The following is a 15,038-nucleotide window of genomic DNA, read 5'->3' as shown; positions in this document are numbered from 1 at the left end:
ATTTACTACATGCCATTCCCGAAGCGAATGCTTTCATTTTGCCAGTCCACCTTAATAGTTTGTCCCGGTACAAATTGCCCACTTAACAGAGCTTGTGCCAACGGGTTTTCCAGCATTTGCTGAATTGCCCGTTTTAAGGGTCTGGCACCATAGACCGGGTCAAAACCGGTGCGGCTGACATGACTTAAAACCTCATCACTGATTTCCAGCCCCATCTGTTGCTCAGCCAGACGCTGCTGTAAACGCTGCACCTGTAACTTGGCAATTTCCCGAATCTGATTTTCCTGTAAGGGATGAAATACCACCACATCATCCACACGGTTAATAAATTCGGGACGGAAGTGCTGGGTGATAATATCCATCAGCGCAGCTTTCATTTCGCCATATTGTTCCTCACCCGCCATGTTCTGAATGATTTGTGATCCCAGATTAGAGGTCATGACAATCACCGTGTTACGAAAATCCACTGTGCGTCCCTGACCATCTGTCAGCCGACCATCATCCAATACTTGCAGCAGTACGTTAAATACTTCCGGGTGGGCTTTTTCAATTTCATCCAGCAGTATGACGGAATAGGGTTTGCGGCGCACGGCTTCAGTGAGATAACCACCTTCTTCATAGCCCACATACCCCGGCGGTGCGCCAATTAAACGGGCCACGGAATGTTTTTCCATAAATTCTGACATATCTACCCGCACGATGGCATCAACCGTGTCAAACAAAAAATTTGCCAGGGCTTTGGTCAGTTCAGTTTTCCCCACGCCTGTAGGGCCAAGAAACATAAACGAGCCATTGGGTCTTGCAGGATCGGATAAACCCGCGCGTGAGCGGCGAATGGCATCGGCAACCACCTTGACGGCTTCGTCCTGCCCCACCACCTGCTGATGTATTGCCTGTTCCATGCGTAATAATTTATCGCGTTCACCTTCCAGCATTTTAGTGATGGGAATGCCCGTCCAGCGTGAAACCACTTCTGCCACTTCTTCTTCTGTCACCGCATTGCGTAACAATTCCATGGTATAGGTTTCGGCCTGGTCTGCTGCGGCAAGTTGTTTTTCCAGCGCCGGGATGCGCTCATACTGGATTTTTGCCATTTGCTGCAAATCACCAGTACGCTGCGCGGCTTCCATTTCAATACGGGCGCGTTCCAGGTCTTCTTTGATGTGCTGTGCACCTTGCACTGCTGCTTTTTCTGCCTTCCAGATTTCCTCTAAATCCGCATATTCCTTTTCCAATCCGGTTATGTCGGTATTTAATTTTTCCAGACGTTTCAAAGAAGCCTCATCGGTTTCTTTTTTCATTGCCTCGCGTTCAATTTTTAATTGCACCAAGCGCCGATCCAAGCGATCCATGCGCTCAGGCTTGGAATCAATTTCCATGCGAATACGGCTGGCAGCTTCATCAATTAAATCAATGGCTTTATCCGGCAGTTGGCGGTCGGTGATATAACGATGTGACAAGCTGGCTGCGGCGACAATTGCCGGGTCGGTAATATCCACCCCATGATGGACTTCATAACGCTCTTTGAGGCCACGCAAAATAGCGACGGTATCTTCTACATTCGGCTCGTCCACCAGCACCTTTTGGAAACGGCGTTCTAAAGCGGCATCTTTTTCAATAAATTTACGGTACTCATCCAGCGTGGTGGCACCAACGCAGTGCAACTCCCCCCGTGCCAGGGCGGGTTTGAGCATATTACCGGCATCCATTGCGCCATCGGCTTTACCTGCGCCGACCATGGTGTGCAATTCATCAATAAATAAAATAACCTGGCCTTCCTGTTTAGCAAGATCTTTTAACACCGCTTTCAAACGCTCTTCAAATTCACCTCGAAACTTGGCACCTGCAATTAATGCGCCCATATCCAATGATAAAACCTGGCGATTTTTTAAGCCTTCCGGTACTTCACCATTGATGATACGCTGTGCCAATCCTTCAGCAATTGCAGTTTTACCAACGCCTGGTTCTCCAATCAATACCGGATTGTTTTTGGTGCGGCGCTGCAAAACCTGAATGGTACGACGAATCTCTTCATCCCGACCAATAACGGGATCTAATTTACCCTGTTCTGCACGTTCAGTTAAATTAATGGTATATTTACTCAGTGCCTGACGGTGTTCTTCGGCATTGGGGTCATCAACAGACTGTCCACCACGAACTTGTTCAATAGCCTGTTCCAGTAGGGCTTTATTAGCACCCGCCTGGAGCAGTAATTTGCCGATTTCCCCCTTGTCTTCCAGCACCACCAGTACAAACCATTCACTGGAGATAAATTGATCCTGATGTTTTTGTGCTTGTTTTTCGGTCAGGTTTAATAAGCGGCCAAGCTCGCGGGAAACATGTACTTCACCCTGATGACTTCCGGTGACGCTGGGCAATTTATGCAAAAGTGTCATTAATGTATTGCGCAAGGCATTGACATTGACCCCAGCACGGCCTAATAATTGACGGGTAATACCGCCTTCCTGATCTAACAGGGCAATCATCAGGTGAATAGGCTCGATAAATGAATGATCCAGGCTGATAGCCAGACTCTGCGCTTCTGCCAGTGCCTGTTGAAATTTTGCAGTAATTTTTTCCATATTCATGCGATAGTTCTCTCATGTTATGTTTAAGTTATTGCTTCCCGATGTTGGATTGATTTATCTGGAATCAATATTTCTGGAAATATTTTTATTGGCGCAGACCGTAATTTAGATTAAGCTTTCTGGCATAACTTGTGCCTGAAGCCAAGTGCTAATGGCTATAATGGCACCCCAGCTTTTCTTAAATTAGATAGATTTTTTGATTTTTTATTTTTTCATGAAGGAGGAGCACAGTGGACAATACAGCATCCACCCAAGCATCCATGCAATCTCAAGAACCCTTTACACAACGTTATCTGCCGATTATTTTGAGTTTAACAGTCGGTGTTCTGGTCTCTATTGGCTTATATTATTTTGTGAACGCCTGGGAAGAAGACCGCATTAAGCAAAACTTTAATAAGGCGGCAGAAGACCGGGCAGTTTCCATACAACGCACGCTGGCGCATAAAATGGAAATGATTGCCAGCCTGAAAGCCTTTTTTAATTCCGTGGGCACTGACATGGGTCCGGAATTATTTCAAAGTTATGTGATGCCATTTATTACGCAAGACCCCTCAATTCAGGCAATTGAGTGGATTCCTTATATTCGTAACAATGAACGTACGCAGTTTATTGAAAAAACTCAGATATTACACCCCAACTTCCGGATTAGCGAACTCAACGCCGACAATAAAATTGTAAATGCCACAGAACGTGACAGTTACCTGCCACTGTATTACGTGCAACCGATTGAAGGTAATGAAGCCTCCGTGGGCTTTGATATTTCTGCGGATAAAAAGCGCCGTCAGTTATTGCATGAATCGCGGGATGAAAATAACTCGCTGGCTATTTCCCACGCCACCCTGGTGCCGGATACGGCTAATCAACATGGCTCGGTGGTCTTTATACCCATTTATAAAAACGACATGCCAATTCAAACCATTGCCCAACGTCGCACGGCTTTTGCCGGTTTTGCAATGACCGTGTATCTGATTGGTAAAGTACTGGATAATGCCATGGATACTCTGGAACCACGCCCGATTGATATTCGCGTGTTTGATATGTCAGAAGATATGGATGATGACTCCCGTTTCCTGCATTTCCTGCCGGGACAGGTAGATGAAGAAATTCTGGATATGCTGGATGACAGTGAGTTGACACAGAATATAGACAGCGCAAAATATAAAATCACCCGTGAATTTGAGATTGCAGGACGTAAGTTATCCGTTACCTGTACGCCAGCACCCGGTTATCTACAAGGTATCACCAGCTCCTGGCAAGCACCTGTAGTATTAATACTGGGGCTGTTATTAACCTTCCTGCTGGCAGCTTATTTTTACAACGCCATACGCCATGCTTACCTGATGGCAGAAGCTGCACAGGAAGCTAATATCGCACAATCCCGCTTCCTGGCGAATATGAGCCACCAGTTGCGCACCCCGCTGAACGCAATTATCGGCTACAGCGAATTATTGCAGGAAGAAGCCGAAGATATGGACGACCCCACCATTATTGGTGATGTTGAAAAAGTGAATATCTCCGCCAAATACCTGTTATCACTCAGCGATGGTATTTTGGACTTATCCAAAATTAAAAGTCAGCGCGTGGAAATTCATTCTGAAACCTGTAAGATTTCACATCTGGTGGAAGAAGTAGAAAAAATCTCCACGGTATTAGCCAAACAAAATGGCAACGCCCTGAATGTTACCTGTCCGGAAGATATTGGTGCCATGCAAACTGATATTACCCGTTTGCACCAGATTCTGTTTAACCTGTTAAACAATGCTTCTGATGCCACGGAAAATGGTGAAATTAACTTACATGTCGCCAGAGAGGTTGAAGGTGGCAAAGAATGGATTCGCTTTGCCGTCAAAGACATGAGTGGCGGTATGCCTTCTGAGCGCCGTGAATGGCTGCTGAAAGCGCTGGCGCACCCTGATCCCCATGCCAGTGGTAGTGAACAGTCAGTACGTCTGGGATTGGCTATCAGTTCTCACTTCTGGCAAATGATGGGCGGTAAATTTGATATTGAAGTTGAATCTGGCAAGGGTACAACTTATATTTTGAAATTACCTGCGCATAATGCTTAAGGAGTGAGGATGAAATAAATACAGAAACTGGGCGCAGGATTTTTATTCATTTTCAAGGCGTGAAAACAGGCGCATAGCAAGCTATGTAACTGTTTTCATAACGTAGAAAATGGAGAAAAAGACCAGCCAAGTTGCTGAAGTTATAAAATTCTCACTCTTAAGCTAAATATAGAGACGTAGCGCTGCTACGTCTCAAGCCGGTCGGGTTGTGTAAACCCGACCGGAACGTTTTGACTTAAGCAAATTCTGATTTACCTCTTTCCCAATGTCCAGATTGGAAATGCATATCTCGCAAATACGGCTTAGGAGTGAGGATGAAATAAGTGCAGGAACTGGGCACAGGATTTTTATTCATTTTCAAGGCGTGAAAACAGGCGCATAGCAAGCTATGTAACTGTTTTCACAACGCAGAAAATGGAGAAAAAGACCAGCCAGGTTTCTGAAGTTATAAAATTCTCACTCCTTAGGCTGAGCCTCCAGGGTAAACATTCCCAGGTAGAATCTGGAAATGAAGAATGAACATAAATAGTGCAATAGGATAAATAAGTGAATAAAAAATGTTTCGCAATGCTTCTGCTACTCTTTTTAATTATTATGGGTGGTGCATATAAATTTATCATTCAAGGCAGCGTTACTGAAAGTACCGATGGCAGGATGGCAATACATCTCACGCCTGCGGAGAGGGATTTAGTCCTTACAGAAATGCGGGCATTTTTAGAGAGTATCCAGAAAATAACCCAAGGTATTGCTGATAATGACATGAAACTGGTTGTGGAATATGCAAAAAAAGTGGGGGCAGCAGCACAAGGCGAGGTTCCCGGCTCACTCATAGGAAAACTGCCCATCGCATTTAAACGGCTTGGCTTTGATACGCATACTAAATTCGACCAGCTTGCAATGGATGCCGAGTCATTGGGTGACGGCGCTTATGCTTTAAAACAACTGACGGAATTAATGCAAAATTGTGTCGCTTGTCATGCAGGTCATCGTTTGGAACTGGAACAAAAATAAGCCTTTATGTCTTACGGCAAGTTCAAATCAGTTGAAGAAGTGGCGATTAAATTTGATATTACGGTATCAGACAGAACCCCATTTGTCGCACAAAAGCCATTTGAAATTCTGAATATTGTGTTTGAGATGATTGCCAAAAAACTCAAAGATGATACCAACTATATCAACGAATTTGCAATTTGTGACGCGCTGATTCGCCCTATTTTAGATATAGTGGCGGACAATTACCCCTTAAAGGTCTGGTCACATGTGCCATATAACGTGGATGAAGAAAAAGGTCTGGTTGGCGAGCCTGATTATTTGATTGCCGCAAAAACGAAATATGGCGCAATGGCAGAACCTTCACTTTGCATCATTGAAGCTAAAAAAGACAATTTTGATGATGGCTGGACACAGGCTTTATCGGAAATGGTCGCATCCTCCCTGTCGCAGGCACGTATTTGTTATGGCATTGTCACAACCGGCGCACTTTGGCAGTTTGGTAAGCTGGAAAATAATATTTTTGTGATTGATCCGAGATATTTATCGGCTACCACGGAATTACAGCAGGTATTTAATACGCTGAACTGGATGTTTAATCAAATAAATCAAGTGGAAAATTTGCAATAGCGAGTATTATCATTATTGATTGGGAAATTATTCACCTGAAAATCTATAGAAAATAAAACCATGAATTTATTAGCCGGAATAAAAAACTTTCTCATGGGCGGCAAACCTCAGCAGCGCAGCCCCGAAGCACAAGCGCAAGTGAATGAAAACTGCGTGCATTTAAGCCTGTATCATTTCCCTGCCTGCCCTTATTGTATTAAAGTCCGACGTCAGCTGTGGCGCTTGAACCTGCCCATTGAATTACGCAATGCCCAAAAATATAAATTTTCCCAAGCATTACTTGAACAAGGTGGACTTGAGCAAGTGCCTTGTCTGCGTATTGAAGAACTCGATGGCATTCAGTGGTTATATGAATCCGATGCCATTATCCATTATTTACAACAACACTTTTCCTGATTTAACCTGAGTTCAAGTTTATTTATGGCCGCCCAATCCTATCGTTACTCAGCCTGCGATGCGCAGGGAAAAAAACACCAAGGCACTCTTAATGCAGAAACTGAGCAGGAAGCCGTTGCCATACTGCAAAACCAGAAACTGATCCCGGTACAGATTCAACTGGATGAATCCGCTCCCAGTGGCGGGCGCTCGCGCAGTGGTATAAAAAACCGCGATGTCATTGATTTCACTAATGGTTTATGTACCCTGGTGGAAGCGCATGTGCCCTTGGATAAGGCACTGAGTTTACTGGAAGGTATTACCAGCGCCGCAGAAATGCAAAACTTGATTAATGAAATGCGCCGGGAAGTTAAAGATGGGCATAGCCTTGCCGATGCTTTGCAAGCGCACCCGCAAATTTTCTCGCGTATGTATATCAATATGGTACATGCCGGTGAAGAAGGCGGCATCTTAGAAAAACTGTTGCCGCGCCTGGCAAAATTTCTGGAAGATGCCGAAGAAGCAAGACGCACGGTGATGGCGGCGCTGACCTATCCCTTGATACTGCTGGTGGTGGGCGTGTTCAGTGTTGCCGCGCTGCTGATGCTGGTGGTACCGCAGTTTACCCCGCTGTTTGAAGACATGGGTGATGCCCTGCCTGCTTCCGCCGCCTTATTAATGGGGATTAGCGACTGGCTGAAACACTGGTGGTGGACGCTGCTGGGCTTACCGTTCTTACTGGCTTATGCCTGGAAACAATGGGGAACCAGCAAAAGTGGACGCTTGCAACGGGATGGTTTTTTATTGCGTATACCCTTACTGGGTAATTTGTTGCTGGAGGCAGAATCCTCGCGTTTTTGTCGTACGCTGGGCGCATTGTTGCAATCAGGTATCCCGCTGTTAAAATCACTGCATATCGCGCGCGGCGTGATGGAAAATCAAATGCTTTCCACTAACCTGGAATCCGTGGAAGAAAATGTACGCTCCGGTGCTGGCTTGGGTAAATCCCTGGCACAAGCTGGTAATTTTCCGGTTTTATTATCACAACTGGTGGTGGTTGGGGAAGAATCTGGGCGCACGGCTGAAATTCTCAACAAACTGGCGGAATCTTTTGACACCAATGTCCGTCAGCAAACCAGCCGCCTGATGTCCTTGATTGAACCGGTATTGATTTTAGTGCTGGGTGGTATGGTGGGTTCTGTGGTGATTATCATATTCTCCGCCATATTCAGCCTCAATAATGTGAATTTCTAATGCGTGCCATGATTCTGGCAGCAGGACGCGGAGAACGTATGCGTCCACTCACCGATACCACGCCTAAGCCACTGCTCAAAGTGGCTGGAAAAGCACTCATCAGCTACCATCTGGAGCATTTATATCAGGCGGGCTTTCGAGATATTGTCATCAATCATGCCTGGCTGGGCCAGCAAATAGAAAATACCTTAGGCAATGGCACGGATTATGGCCTGAATATTCATTACTCCCCGGAAACCACAGCGTTGGAAACCGGTGGTGGCATTTTTCAGGCGCTGCCTCGGTTAAGTCCGACCAGTACTGAAGCTTTTATTGTTATTAATGGCGACATCTGGTGTGATTGCGCGCTTGACAGTCTACAACTGCCTCCGGGCAAACTGGCCCATCTGCTGCTGGTGGATAATCCTGAACACAATCCTGCAGGGGATTTTGTGCTACATGACCACCACGCCTATGAAAAAACCACCCTGCCTGAACACATCCAGGAACAAGTATTCACCTTCTCCGGCATCGGTGTGTATCATCCTTTGTTGTTTAACCACTGCCAGGCCGGTGCTTTTCCTCTCGCGCCTTTGCTCAAACAAGCCATGCGCCAGCATTTAGTCAGTGCACAACATCATGATGGTCTATGGATGGATATTGGCACACCTGAGCGTTTAGCGCGATTAGACAAGCTGACTTCAGAGGCCAAAAAGTAAGCCCTTATATTGCTTATAAACTGAGAAATAATTGTGGAATTTTTTGCCATCGCCAACATAGAGGTAACCCCGGCAACACTGCAAGCACTCACTGTCGATAAACTGAATAAATATTGTGCGGATATTAACAAGGTGCTCCATATCGAAAATGATAATCAGGCAGATGTGTATTGTGTATGGGGAGAATTTACGGTTCACCGGCAGGTGATTAATGGCGGGGTTCGTTTCTCATTGCCTGACTGCCCTAATGCCTTGGCCTGGACCATAACAACAGGCTTTGCACCAGAACCGGAGAAGGTTGTGATTCATTGTACGATTAATCGCACAGAACATGATGCAGATTTTATCGACTCCATACAATTATTTATCCAATCCTGGCAATTTGGTTTGGAGAAAAATCTGGGTAAGCGGATTTCTGAGTCATAAAAGTGGCAGTCAATTTCTAAAAATCCGCCCCCATCATGCGCATGGCATCACGCATCATCTCACTCATGTTGCGCATAATTTCCCATTTTAGCTGAGCGGGGTTGCCACCACCGGGCATTACATTCATGACGCTGGGCGGTATTTCAGGCACTGGCATTGCAGACAGGGACTGCATGGGGCTGCCACCCTTAAGTTTAGGGGGGATATGGCTGCTGATACGGGCAAGTACGACAAAGTTTTTTGCCAGTATAATAAGATTTTGAGTAGCAACCGGTAACACCTTTTTAAGTTTTTTATACAGGTTTTGATTATCTTTACGCCAATCCACCTGTGCCAGATATTCCAATAATTGCTGCCACTTTCCTAAAAGCACTGTGCCACGCTCCCCAAGCAGGGTAAAACGATGAAACACGGCAGTTGCATTTTTGCCAAAAGCGCCGCTTTGTTCCAGTTGCTGACTGAGGCGGGTCAGTTCCTGAAATTCAAGGTGTAATGCCTGCACCTGTGGAATCAGTTGCTGACGTAACAGCGCCATGCCTTGTAATTGTGGTGCATTTCCCCGCTTACCGGCTGACTTTTGTGCATCACCCCCCATCCAGTACCAGAGCTGCTGTAAAAACTGTTGAAAATCTTTACGAATACGTTGATTCAAACGATGGTGTTGAATTAGTTGTTGTTGAGGCGGTAAATTCGCGTATTTGTTCTTTGCTGCTTGTCGGGATGACTGGTAAGTATTTGTACGTCTTAATAAAAATTGATTACCTTCACTATCCAATAGAAAAGCGCCGCTCTGGGGCATCAAAGTGAACTGAAAATAATGCGCCTGACTGTTAAATGTCCCCAGCAGATAATGGCCCTCTGGTTGTGCGGTTGCCGGGTAATATTGTTTATTAATCGTTAAACTGCCGGTATAGTGCTGCCCATCACCTTGCAAAGACAAGCTAACCTGCCCATCTGAAAAAGTGCCCTGCCAGTTTGTATGCTCATTTAGATTTGTGCCTGAATGCTGTTGTAATGGATTATATGCACTGAGTTCTGCTAAAGGTGAAAAAGATTCAGATAGTGGTAATATTTCTTGCTCTTGCGCCCAGGCTGTTTGAGCCAGAATGAGCAGGTACTGAATAAGAAATGATAGAATAGGTTTTAGATAGGACATTAAGGCTGTACAGTTTTAAGGAGTCGGTTTTATTTCATTACCATTCCTAAGCGTTCAAAAAGAAGTAACTCTGGTATGATGCGATACCATTATAAAAATAATTTACCCTTTATTCACCTTTTTTTATGTGAAACCCTATGCGCTACGCTGACGATTATATTGATACCCGCCTGTTTGATGCTGCTGAATTTCAACAACGTTTACAAACTACCAAATCTGCTATTCCTGTTTTTCGTGATGCTTTGAAAACTGGAGATAAAGAACTTAATTTACGTTTTCAGGATAATGCTTCCATCACTGAAATCGTTGGTCAACGTGGCTGGTTAATCGATCAAATATTAATTCACATGTGGCAGCAATATGACTGGCCTGACCAAAATGCCGTGGCATTACTGGCAGTGGGCGGTTATGGTCGGCAGGAATTACATCCGGCTTCTGATGTTGATTTATTGTTTTTATATCATGATGTACTGGATGATGTCACGCAAGAATATATTGAGCAGTTTTTGACCTTTTTATGGGATATTAAGCTGGAAGTGGGTCATAGCGTGCGCACCCCAATTGATACGCAGGCAATGGCGGCTGATGACATCACGGTGATGACCAATCTGCTGGAAGCCCGTTTACTGATTGGCAGTCAGGCATTGTTTGAGCAATTACAGGCATTGATAGGGCCTGAACACATGTGGCCTGCCAAAACTTTTTTTGAAGCCAAAGTGGCTGAGCAGGCTAGCCGTTATAGCCGCTACCATGACACGGCTTATAATCTGGAGCCAAATATTAAAGATGGCCCTGGTGGCCTGCGTGATATTCAAACCGTCTTGTGGGTGGCAAAACGTCATTTTGGATCGCCACAACTGCAAAACCTGTTTGGTCGTGGTTTTTTAACCAACGAAGAATACCAGTTACTGAATGAATGTCAAAATTTTTTATGGAAAGTGCGTTATTTGTTACATCAATTAACCGGGCGACATGATGATCGTCTGGGGTTTGAGTATCAACGCACCATCGCTGAGAAGCTCGGTTATCAGGATACGGAGCAACATCTCGGCGTGGAAACCCTGATGAAACAATATTACCGCACTGCTGAAGAAGTGCGTCAATTGAATGAAATGTTGTTGCAATTATTTCAGGAAGCCATTTTACGCCCGGAAAAAAATCAGGTAAAACCGCTGAATAAACGCTTCCGGGTATGTAATGATTTAATTGAAGTCGCGCATGATCGGGTGTTTGCAGATCGCCCTTTTGCCTTGCTGGAAATTTTCTTATTACTGGAAAACCATCCTGAAATCAAAGGAATTCGTGCCAGTACCGTGCGCTTACTGCGTTATTATAAATCCTCTATTGATGACGCTTTTCGCAGTGACTTACGTGCCACCAGCCTGTTTTATGAAATATTATGCCAACCTCAGGGCGTGACCCGCGTGCTCAGAATGATGCGGCGCTACGGCATCCTGGATGCTTATATTCCCGCTTTTGGCAATATTGTCGGGCAAATGCAATATGATTTATTCCACGTCTACACGGTGGATCAACACACCTTATCCGTATTACATAACCTGCGATGTTTTTCCATCGACAAACACCAACATGAATTCCCCTTGTGCTCTAAAATCATGGCACACTTACCCAAGCCTGAATTGCTGTATCTTGCGGGTTTATTTCATGACATTGCCAAAGGGCGTGGTGGTGATCATTCAGAACTGGGCCAGCATGATGCCATGGCATTTTGCCAATTACATAGTATGAGTCCGCATGGCAGCCGTTTAGTGGCCTGGCTGGTTAAAAATCATTTGCTGATGTCCGTCACCGCGCAGCGTCAAGATATTTCCGATCCCGATGTGATTCACCGTTTTGCCTTGCAGGTGATGGATTTGGCGCATCTGGATTATCTGTATTTATTAACAGTTGCCGATATTCGCGCCACCAGTCCAAAATTATGGAACAGTTGGAAAGCCTCGCTGCTGGAAGATCTCTATAACCGTACCCGCCACGCGCTGCGAGATGGTCTGAGCAACCCGATTGACCGTCAGGTGCGGATTGAAAGCATTAAGCGTCAGGCGAATAGTTTATTGGACAGCACGGATCAGGTGGGGGTGGGTATGTTGTGGGACACCCTGGATGATGAGTATTTTCTGCGTTGCAGTCCCGGTGATATTGCCAGAGAAACTGACGCGATTTTATTAAAAGCGCCTAACGAACCACTGGTGCTGATTCCTGATGCCCTTAAAGGCAGCACGGATTTTACCATTTACACTGAAGATCGTGATGATCTGTTTGCCACCACCGCTTTATACCTGGAAAAACAGCGCCTGAATGTGGTTGCTGCATATATCATCACCACTAAAAAACACTGTACCTTATTACATTACACTGTACTGGAAGATGACAGTACCCATCTGGATGAAAAACGCGCGGAAGTCATACGCCAGGGTTTGATCGCAGCCTGCCAGCAACCACAGGATTTCTCCGCCATTAAACGTCACCAACCCAGCCAGATTAAATATTTTACCATTCCCACCCAAGTCGAATTCACCATTGATCACAGCAGCCATCACACGGTGATGGAACTGGTGACCACCGACCGCCCCGGTGTTTTATCGCGGGTTGCCCAAGTCTTGCAAAAATGTGGCGGTCGCCTGAAAAATGCCAAAATTGCCACTTTTGGCAGCAAGGTTGAAGATGTTTTTTATATTATTGATAAAGAAGGCAAACCGCTGCAATTGCCAGAGCAGCTTGATTGCCTGCGCACTCAGATCAAAGAATGGCTGGACGATACGGAGCAACAAAAGCTGCAAAAGCATGTTATTTGAGTATTTGTGTTTATTTCAAAATACCCCGAATATGTGCCAGATTCGCGCTGCCCTTGGCTTTACGCGCTTCCGGGTCCGCTGCTTGTTGTTTACCGCCCTGCCAGTGTAAATCCTCTTCCGGCAACTCGCCTAAAAACCGGCTGGGGTCGCAGTTTTTCATTTCCCCGTAACGTTTGCGCTGCTGGGCAAAGCTGAAAGTCAGGCTGCGCTGGGCGCGGGTGATGCCCACATAGGCCAGACGCCGCTCCTCCTGTAGCATCTGCTCATCTTCCAGGGTATTGGCATGGGGTAGCATTTCCTCCTCCATGCCGACCAGAAATACATGCGGGAACTCCAGACCCTTAGCCGCATGTAAGGTCATCATCGTCACCCGGTCATTATTTTCTTCGGCTTTATTCTCTTCCTGACGTTCCAGAATATCCATCAGGGTTAAATACGCCACCAAGTCAGCCAGTTTTTTGTTTTCCGTACTTTCTGCGGTGAGTTTGCCCAGCCATTCCACCAGTTCCCAGATATTTTCCATGCGCCGTTCAGCCGCTTTCACGCTATCGCAGGTATCTTGCAACCAGACTTCGTAATCAATAGTACGAATGATTTCCTTGGTCAGATCCACCGGGTCTTCGCTGCGCTCGGCGCGGTCGCTGATATCTGTCAGCCAGCGGGCAAAATGCTGTAAACGCTGCAAAGCGCGTTCTGATAAACGCTCTGCCAAACCCAGTTCAAAACAAGCGGCAAACAGACTGATATTCCGATCCGTGGCGTAGGTACCCAGTTTTTCCAGGGTGGATGCACCAATTTCCCGGCGAGGCGTGTTGATAATGCGCAAAAACGCATTATCATCGTCGGGATTCGCCACCAGACGCAGATAAGACATGATGTCTTTGATTTCGCTGCGGGAAAAAAACGAGGTGCCGCCACTGAGAAAATAGGGGATTTTATGACTGCGCAACATACGCTCAAACAGACGCGACTGGTGATTGCTACGGTATAAAATTGCATAATCCTGATATTTGTTCTGGTGCTGAAAACGGTGGCTGATGAGTTCTGACACCACCTGTTCCGCTTCATGCACTTCATCCTGGGTACTCAGCACCCGCAACTGATCGCCCAGACCCTTATCACTCCACAAGGCTTTTTCAAATACATGGGGGTTATTACGGATCAAGGTATTGGCGGCTTTCAATATGCGTTTGCTGGAACGGTAATTCTGCTCCAGTTTCACCACTTTAAGACCGGGGAAATCCTGTTTCAGCAGATGCAGGTTTTCCGGCTGCGCGCCACGCCAGGCATAGATCGACTGGTCATCATCCCCCACCACCGTCAGTGCATTACGCACCCCCACCAGTTGCCGCACCAGTTGATACTGGCACTGGTTGGTATCCTGGTATTCATCCACCAACAGATAATGAATTTTTTTCTGCCAGTGCTCCAGCACTTCCGGGTGCTGCTGAAATAAAAATACTGGCAGGCCAATTAGATCATCAAAATCCACGGCATTATAGGCTTTGAGCTGGCGTTGGTATTGTTCATACAAATGCGCATCACGGTGCTGGTCTTTATCTTCCGCTTCTGCCTGCGCACGTTCAGGGGTGACTAAGGCATTTTTCCAGCGGCTGATCTGGTTTTGCAGCCCCTGCAAACGCTCTTTATCCAATAATTGACTGCGCTCGGAAATGGTTTGCAACAGTTGCATACTATCTTGCGCATCCAGAATCGAAAAGCCGCTTTTATACCCTAAAATACTGATTTCGCGGCGCAAAATATTCAGTCCCAGGGTGTGAAAAGTGGAAACCATCAAACCCCGTGATTGTTTGGCAGAAAGCAATTTCCCGACACGCGCCTTCATTTCCCGTGCAGCCTTATTGGTGAAGGTGACAGCGGCAATATTACGCGCCTGCATATTGGCTTCAATAATCAAATAGGCAATTTTGCGGGTGATAACCCGGGTCTTACCGCTACCCGCGCCTGCCAGTACTAACAAAGCGCCATCAAGATAAGCGGCAGCTTCCCGTTGTGGCGGATTTAAATCTTTTAACATGGTG

Annotated in this window: 11 protein-coding genes; 8 read left to right on the top strand and 3 right to left on the bottom strand. The window is 46.0% G+C overall.

All coding sequences use genetic code 11. The annotated features are described in order from the left end of the window. Positions 1 to 5: 5 nt before the first annotated feature. On the bottom strand, positions 6 to 2,588 hold the full coding sequence (gene clpB / locus QUF61_RS02015; RefSeq protein WP_289680218.1) for an ATP-dependent chaperone ClpB: 2,583 nt from the start codon (positions 2,586 to 2,588) through the stop codon (positions 6 to 8). A gap of 230 nt (positions 2,589 to 2,818) precedes the next feature. Between clpB and QUF61_RS02010 the strand changes: the two genes are divergently transcribed. The 7 genes from QUF61_RS02010 to QUF61_RS01980 all read left to right on the top strand — a co-directional run bounded on the left by QUF61_RS02010 (position 2,819) and on the right by QUF61_RS01980 (position 9,027). Beyond that, positions 2,819 to 4,654, top strand: coding sequence for a CHASE domain-containing protein (locus QUF61_RS02010; RefSeq protein WP_103920549.1), 1,836 nt, complete (start codon positions 2,819 to 2,821; stop codon positions 4,652 to 4,654). A gap of 546 nt (positions 4,655 to 5,200) precedes the next feature. Beyond that, a complete protein-coding gene (locus QUF61_RS02005; protein WP_103920548.1) occupies positions 5,201 to 5,665 on the top strand; it encodes a hypothetical protein in 465 nt (154 codons plus the stop codon). Between the two features lie 6 nt (positions 5,666 to 5,671). Continuing rightward, complete coding sequence (locus tag QUF61_RS02000; protein ID WP_289680214.1) at positions 5,672 to 6,274, top strand: hypothetical protein; 603 nt, start codon at positions 5,672 to 5,674, stop codon at positions 6,272 to 6,274. 60 nt (positions 6,275 to 6,334) lie between these two features. Further along, positions 6,335 to 6,670: a glutathione S-transferase N-terminal domain-containing protein gene (locus QUF61_RS01995; protein WP_103920546.1), complete on the top strand. Its 336-nt coding sequence runs from the start codon at positions 6,335 to 6,337 to the stop codon at positions 6,668 to 6,670. A gap of 24 nt (positions 6,671 to 6,694) precedes the next feature. Then, positions 6,695 to 7,903 carry a type II secretion system F family protein gene (locus tag QUF61_RS01990; RefSeq protein WP_289680213.1) on the top strand — a complete coding sequence of 403 codons (1,209 nt, stop codon included), beginning with the start codon at positions 6,695 to 6,697 and terminating at the stop codon, positions 7,901 to 7,903. After that, positions 7,903 to 8,601 carry an N-acetylmuramate alpha-1-phosphate uridylyltransferase MurU gene (gene murU / locus QUF61_RS01985; RefSeq protein WP_289680212.1) on the top strand — a complete coding sequence of 233 codons (699 nt, stop codon included), beginning with the start codon at positions 7,903 to 7,905 and terminating at the stop codon, positions 8,599 to 8,601. Before QUF61_RS01990 ends, murU begins: the two co-directional genes overlap by 1 nt. 33 nt (positions 8,602 to 8,634) lie before the next feature. After that, positions 8,635 to 9,027, top strand: a complete 393-nt coding sequence (locus tag QUF61_RS01980; protein WP_289680211.1) for a hypothetical protein — start codon at positions 8,635 to 8,637, stop codon at positions 9,025 to 9,027. Between the two features lie 16 nt (positions 9,028 to 9,043). On the opposite strand, the gene QUF61_RS01975 is transcribed toward QUF61_RS01980, so the two are convergent. Beyond that, a complete protein-coding gene (locus QUF61_RS01975; protein WP_289680209.1) occupies positions 9,044 to 10,183 on the bottom strand; it encodes a hypothetical protein in 1,140 nt (379 codons plus the stop codon). A 137-nt stretch (positions 10,184 to 10,320) separates the two neighbouring features. Here QUF61_RS01975 and glnD point away from each other — a divergent pair, with 137 nt between their 5' ends. Further along, complete coding sequence (glnD, locus tag QUF61_RS01970) at positions 10,321 to 12,996, top strand: [protein-PII] uridylyltransferase (protein ID WP_289680207.1); 2,676 nt, start codon at positions 10,321 to 10,323, stop codon at positions 12,994 to 12,996. A 10-nt stretch (positions 12,997 to 13,006) separates the two neighbouring features. Here the strand turns inward: glnD and rep are convergent, their stop codons facing one another. Beyond that, positions 13,007 to 15,034 carry a DNA helicase Rep gene (gene rep, locus QUF61_RS01965; RefSeq protein ID WP_289680206.1) on the bottom strand — a complete coding sequence of 676 codons (2,028 nt, stop codon included), beginning with the start codon at positions 15,032 to 15,034 and terminating at the stop codon, positions 13,007 to 13,009. Between the last annotated feature and the right edge of the window lie 4 nt (positions 15,035 to 15,038).

Origin of the sequence: Candidatus Venteria ishoeyi (assembly GCF_030378065.1) — a bacterium.
GTDB classification, from domain to species: domain Bacteria; phylum Pseudomonadota; class Gammaproteobacteria; order Beggiatoales; family Beggiatoaceae; genus Venteria; species Venteria ishoeyi.
Note: the sequence above shows the minus strand (reverse complement) of the source record. Positions and strands in the feature narration are given on the sequence as shown.

Excerpts from the sequence above, each read along its gene's own strand:
- murU (WP_289680212.1), top strand. The coding sequence starts at position 7,903 with ATGCGTGCCATGATTCTGGCAGCAGGACGCGGAGAACGTATGCGTCCA.
- QUF61_RS01995 (WP_103920546.1), top strand. The coding sequence starts at position 6,335 with ATGAATTTATTAGCCGGAATAAAAAACTTTCTCATGGGCGGCAAACCT.
- clpB (WP_289680218.1), bottom strand. The coding sequence starts at position 2,588 with ATGAATATGGAAAAAATTACTGCAAAATTTCAACAGGCACTGGCAGAA.
- rep (WP_289680206.1), bottom strand. The coding sequence starts at position 15,034 with ATGTTAAAAGATTTAAATCCGCCACAACGGGAAGCTGCCGCTTATCTT.
- QUF61_RS02000 (WP_289680214.1), top strand. The coding sequence starts at position 5,672 with ATGTCTTACGGCAAGTTCAAATCAGTTGAAGAAGTGGCGATTAAATTT.
- QUF61_RS01975 (WP_289680209.1), bottom strand. The coding sequence starts at position 10,183 with ATGTCCTATCTAAAACCTATTCTATCATTTCTTATTCAGTACCTGCTC.
- QUF61_RS01990 (WP_289680213.1), top strand. The coding sequence starts at position 6,695 with ATGGCCGCCCAATCCTATCGTTACTCAGCCTGCGATGCGCAGGGAAAA.
- glnD (WP_289680207.1), top strand. The coding sequence starts at position 10,321 with ATGCGCTACGCTGACGATTATATTGATACCCGCCTGTTTGATGCTGCT.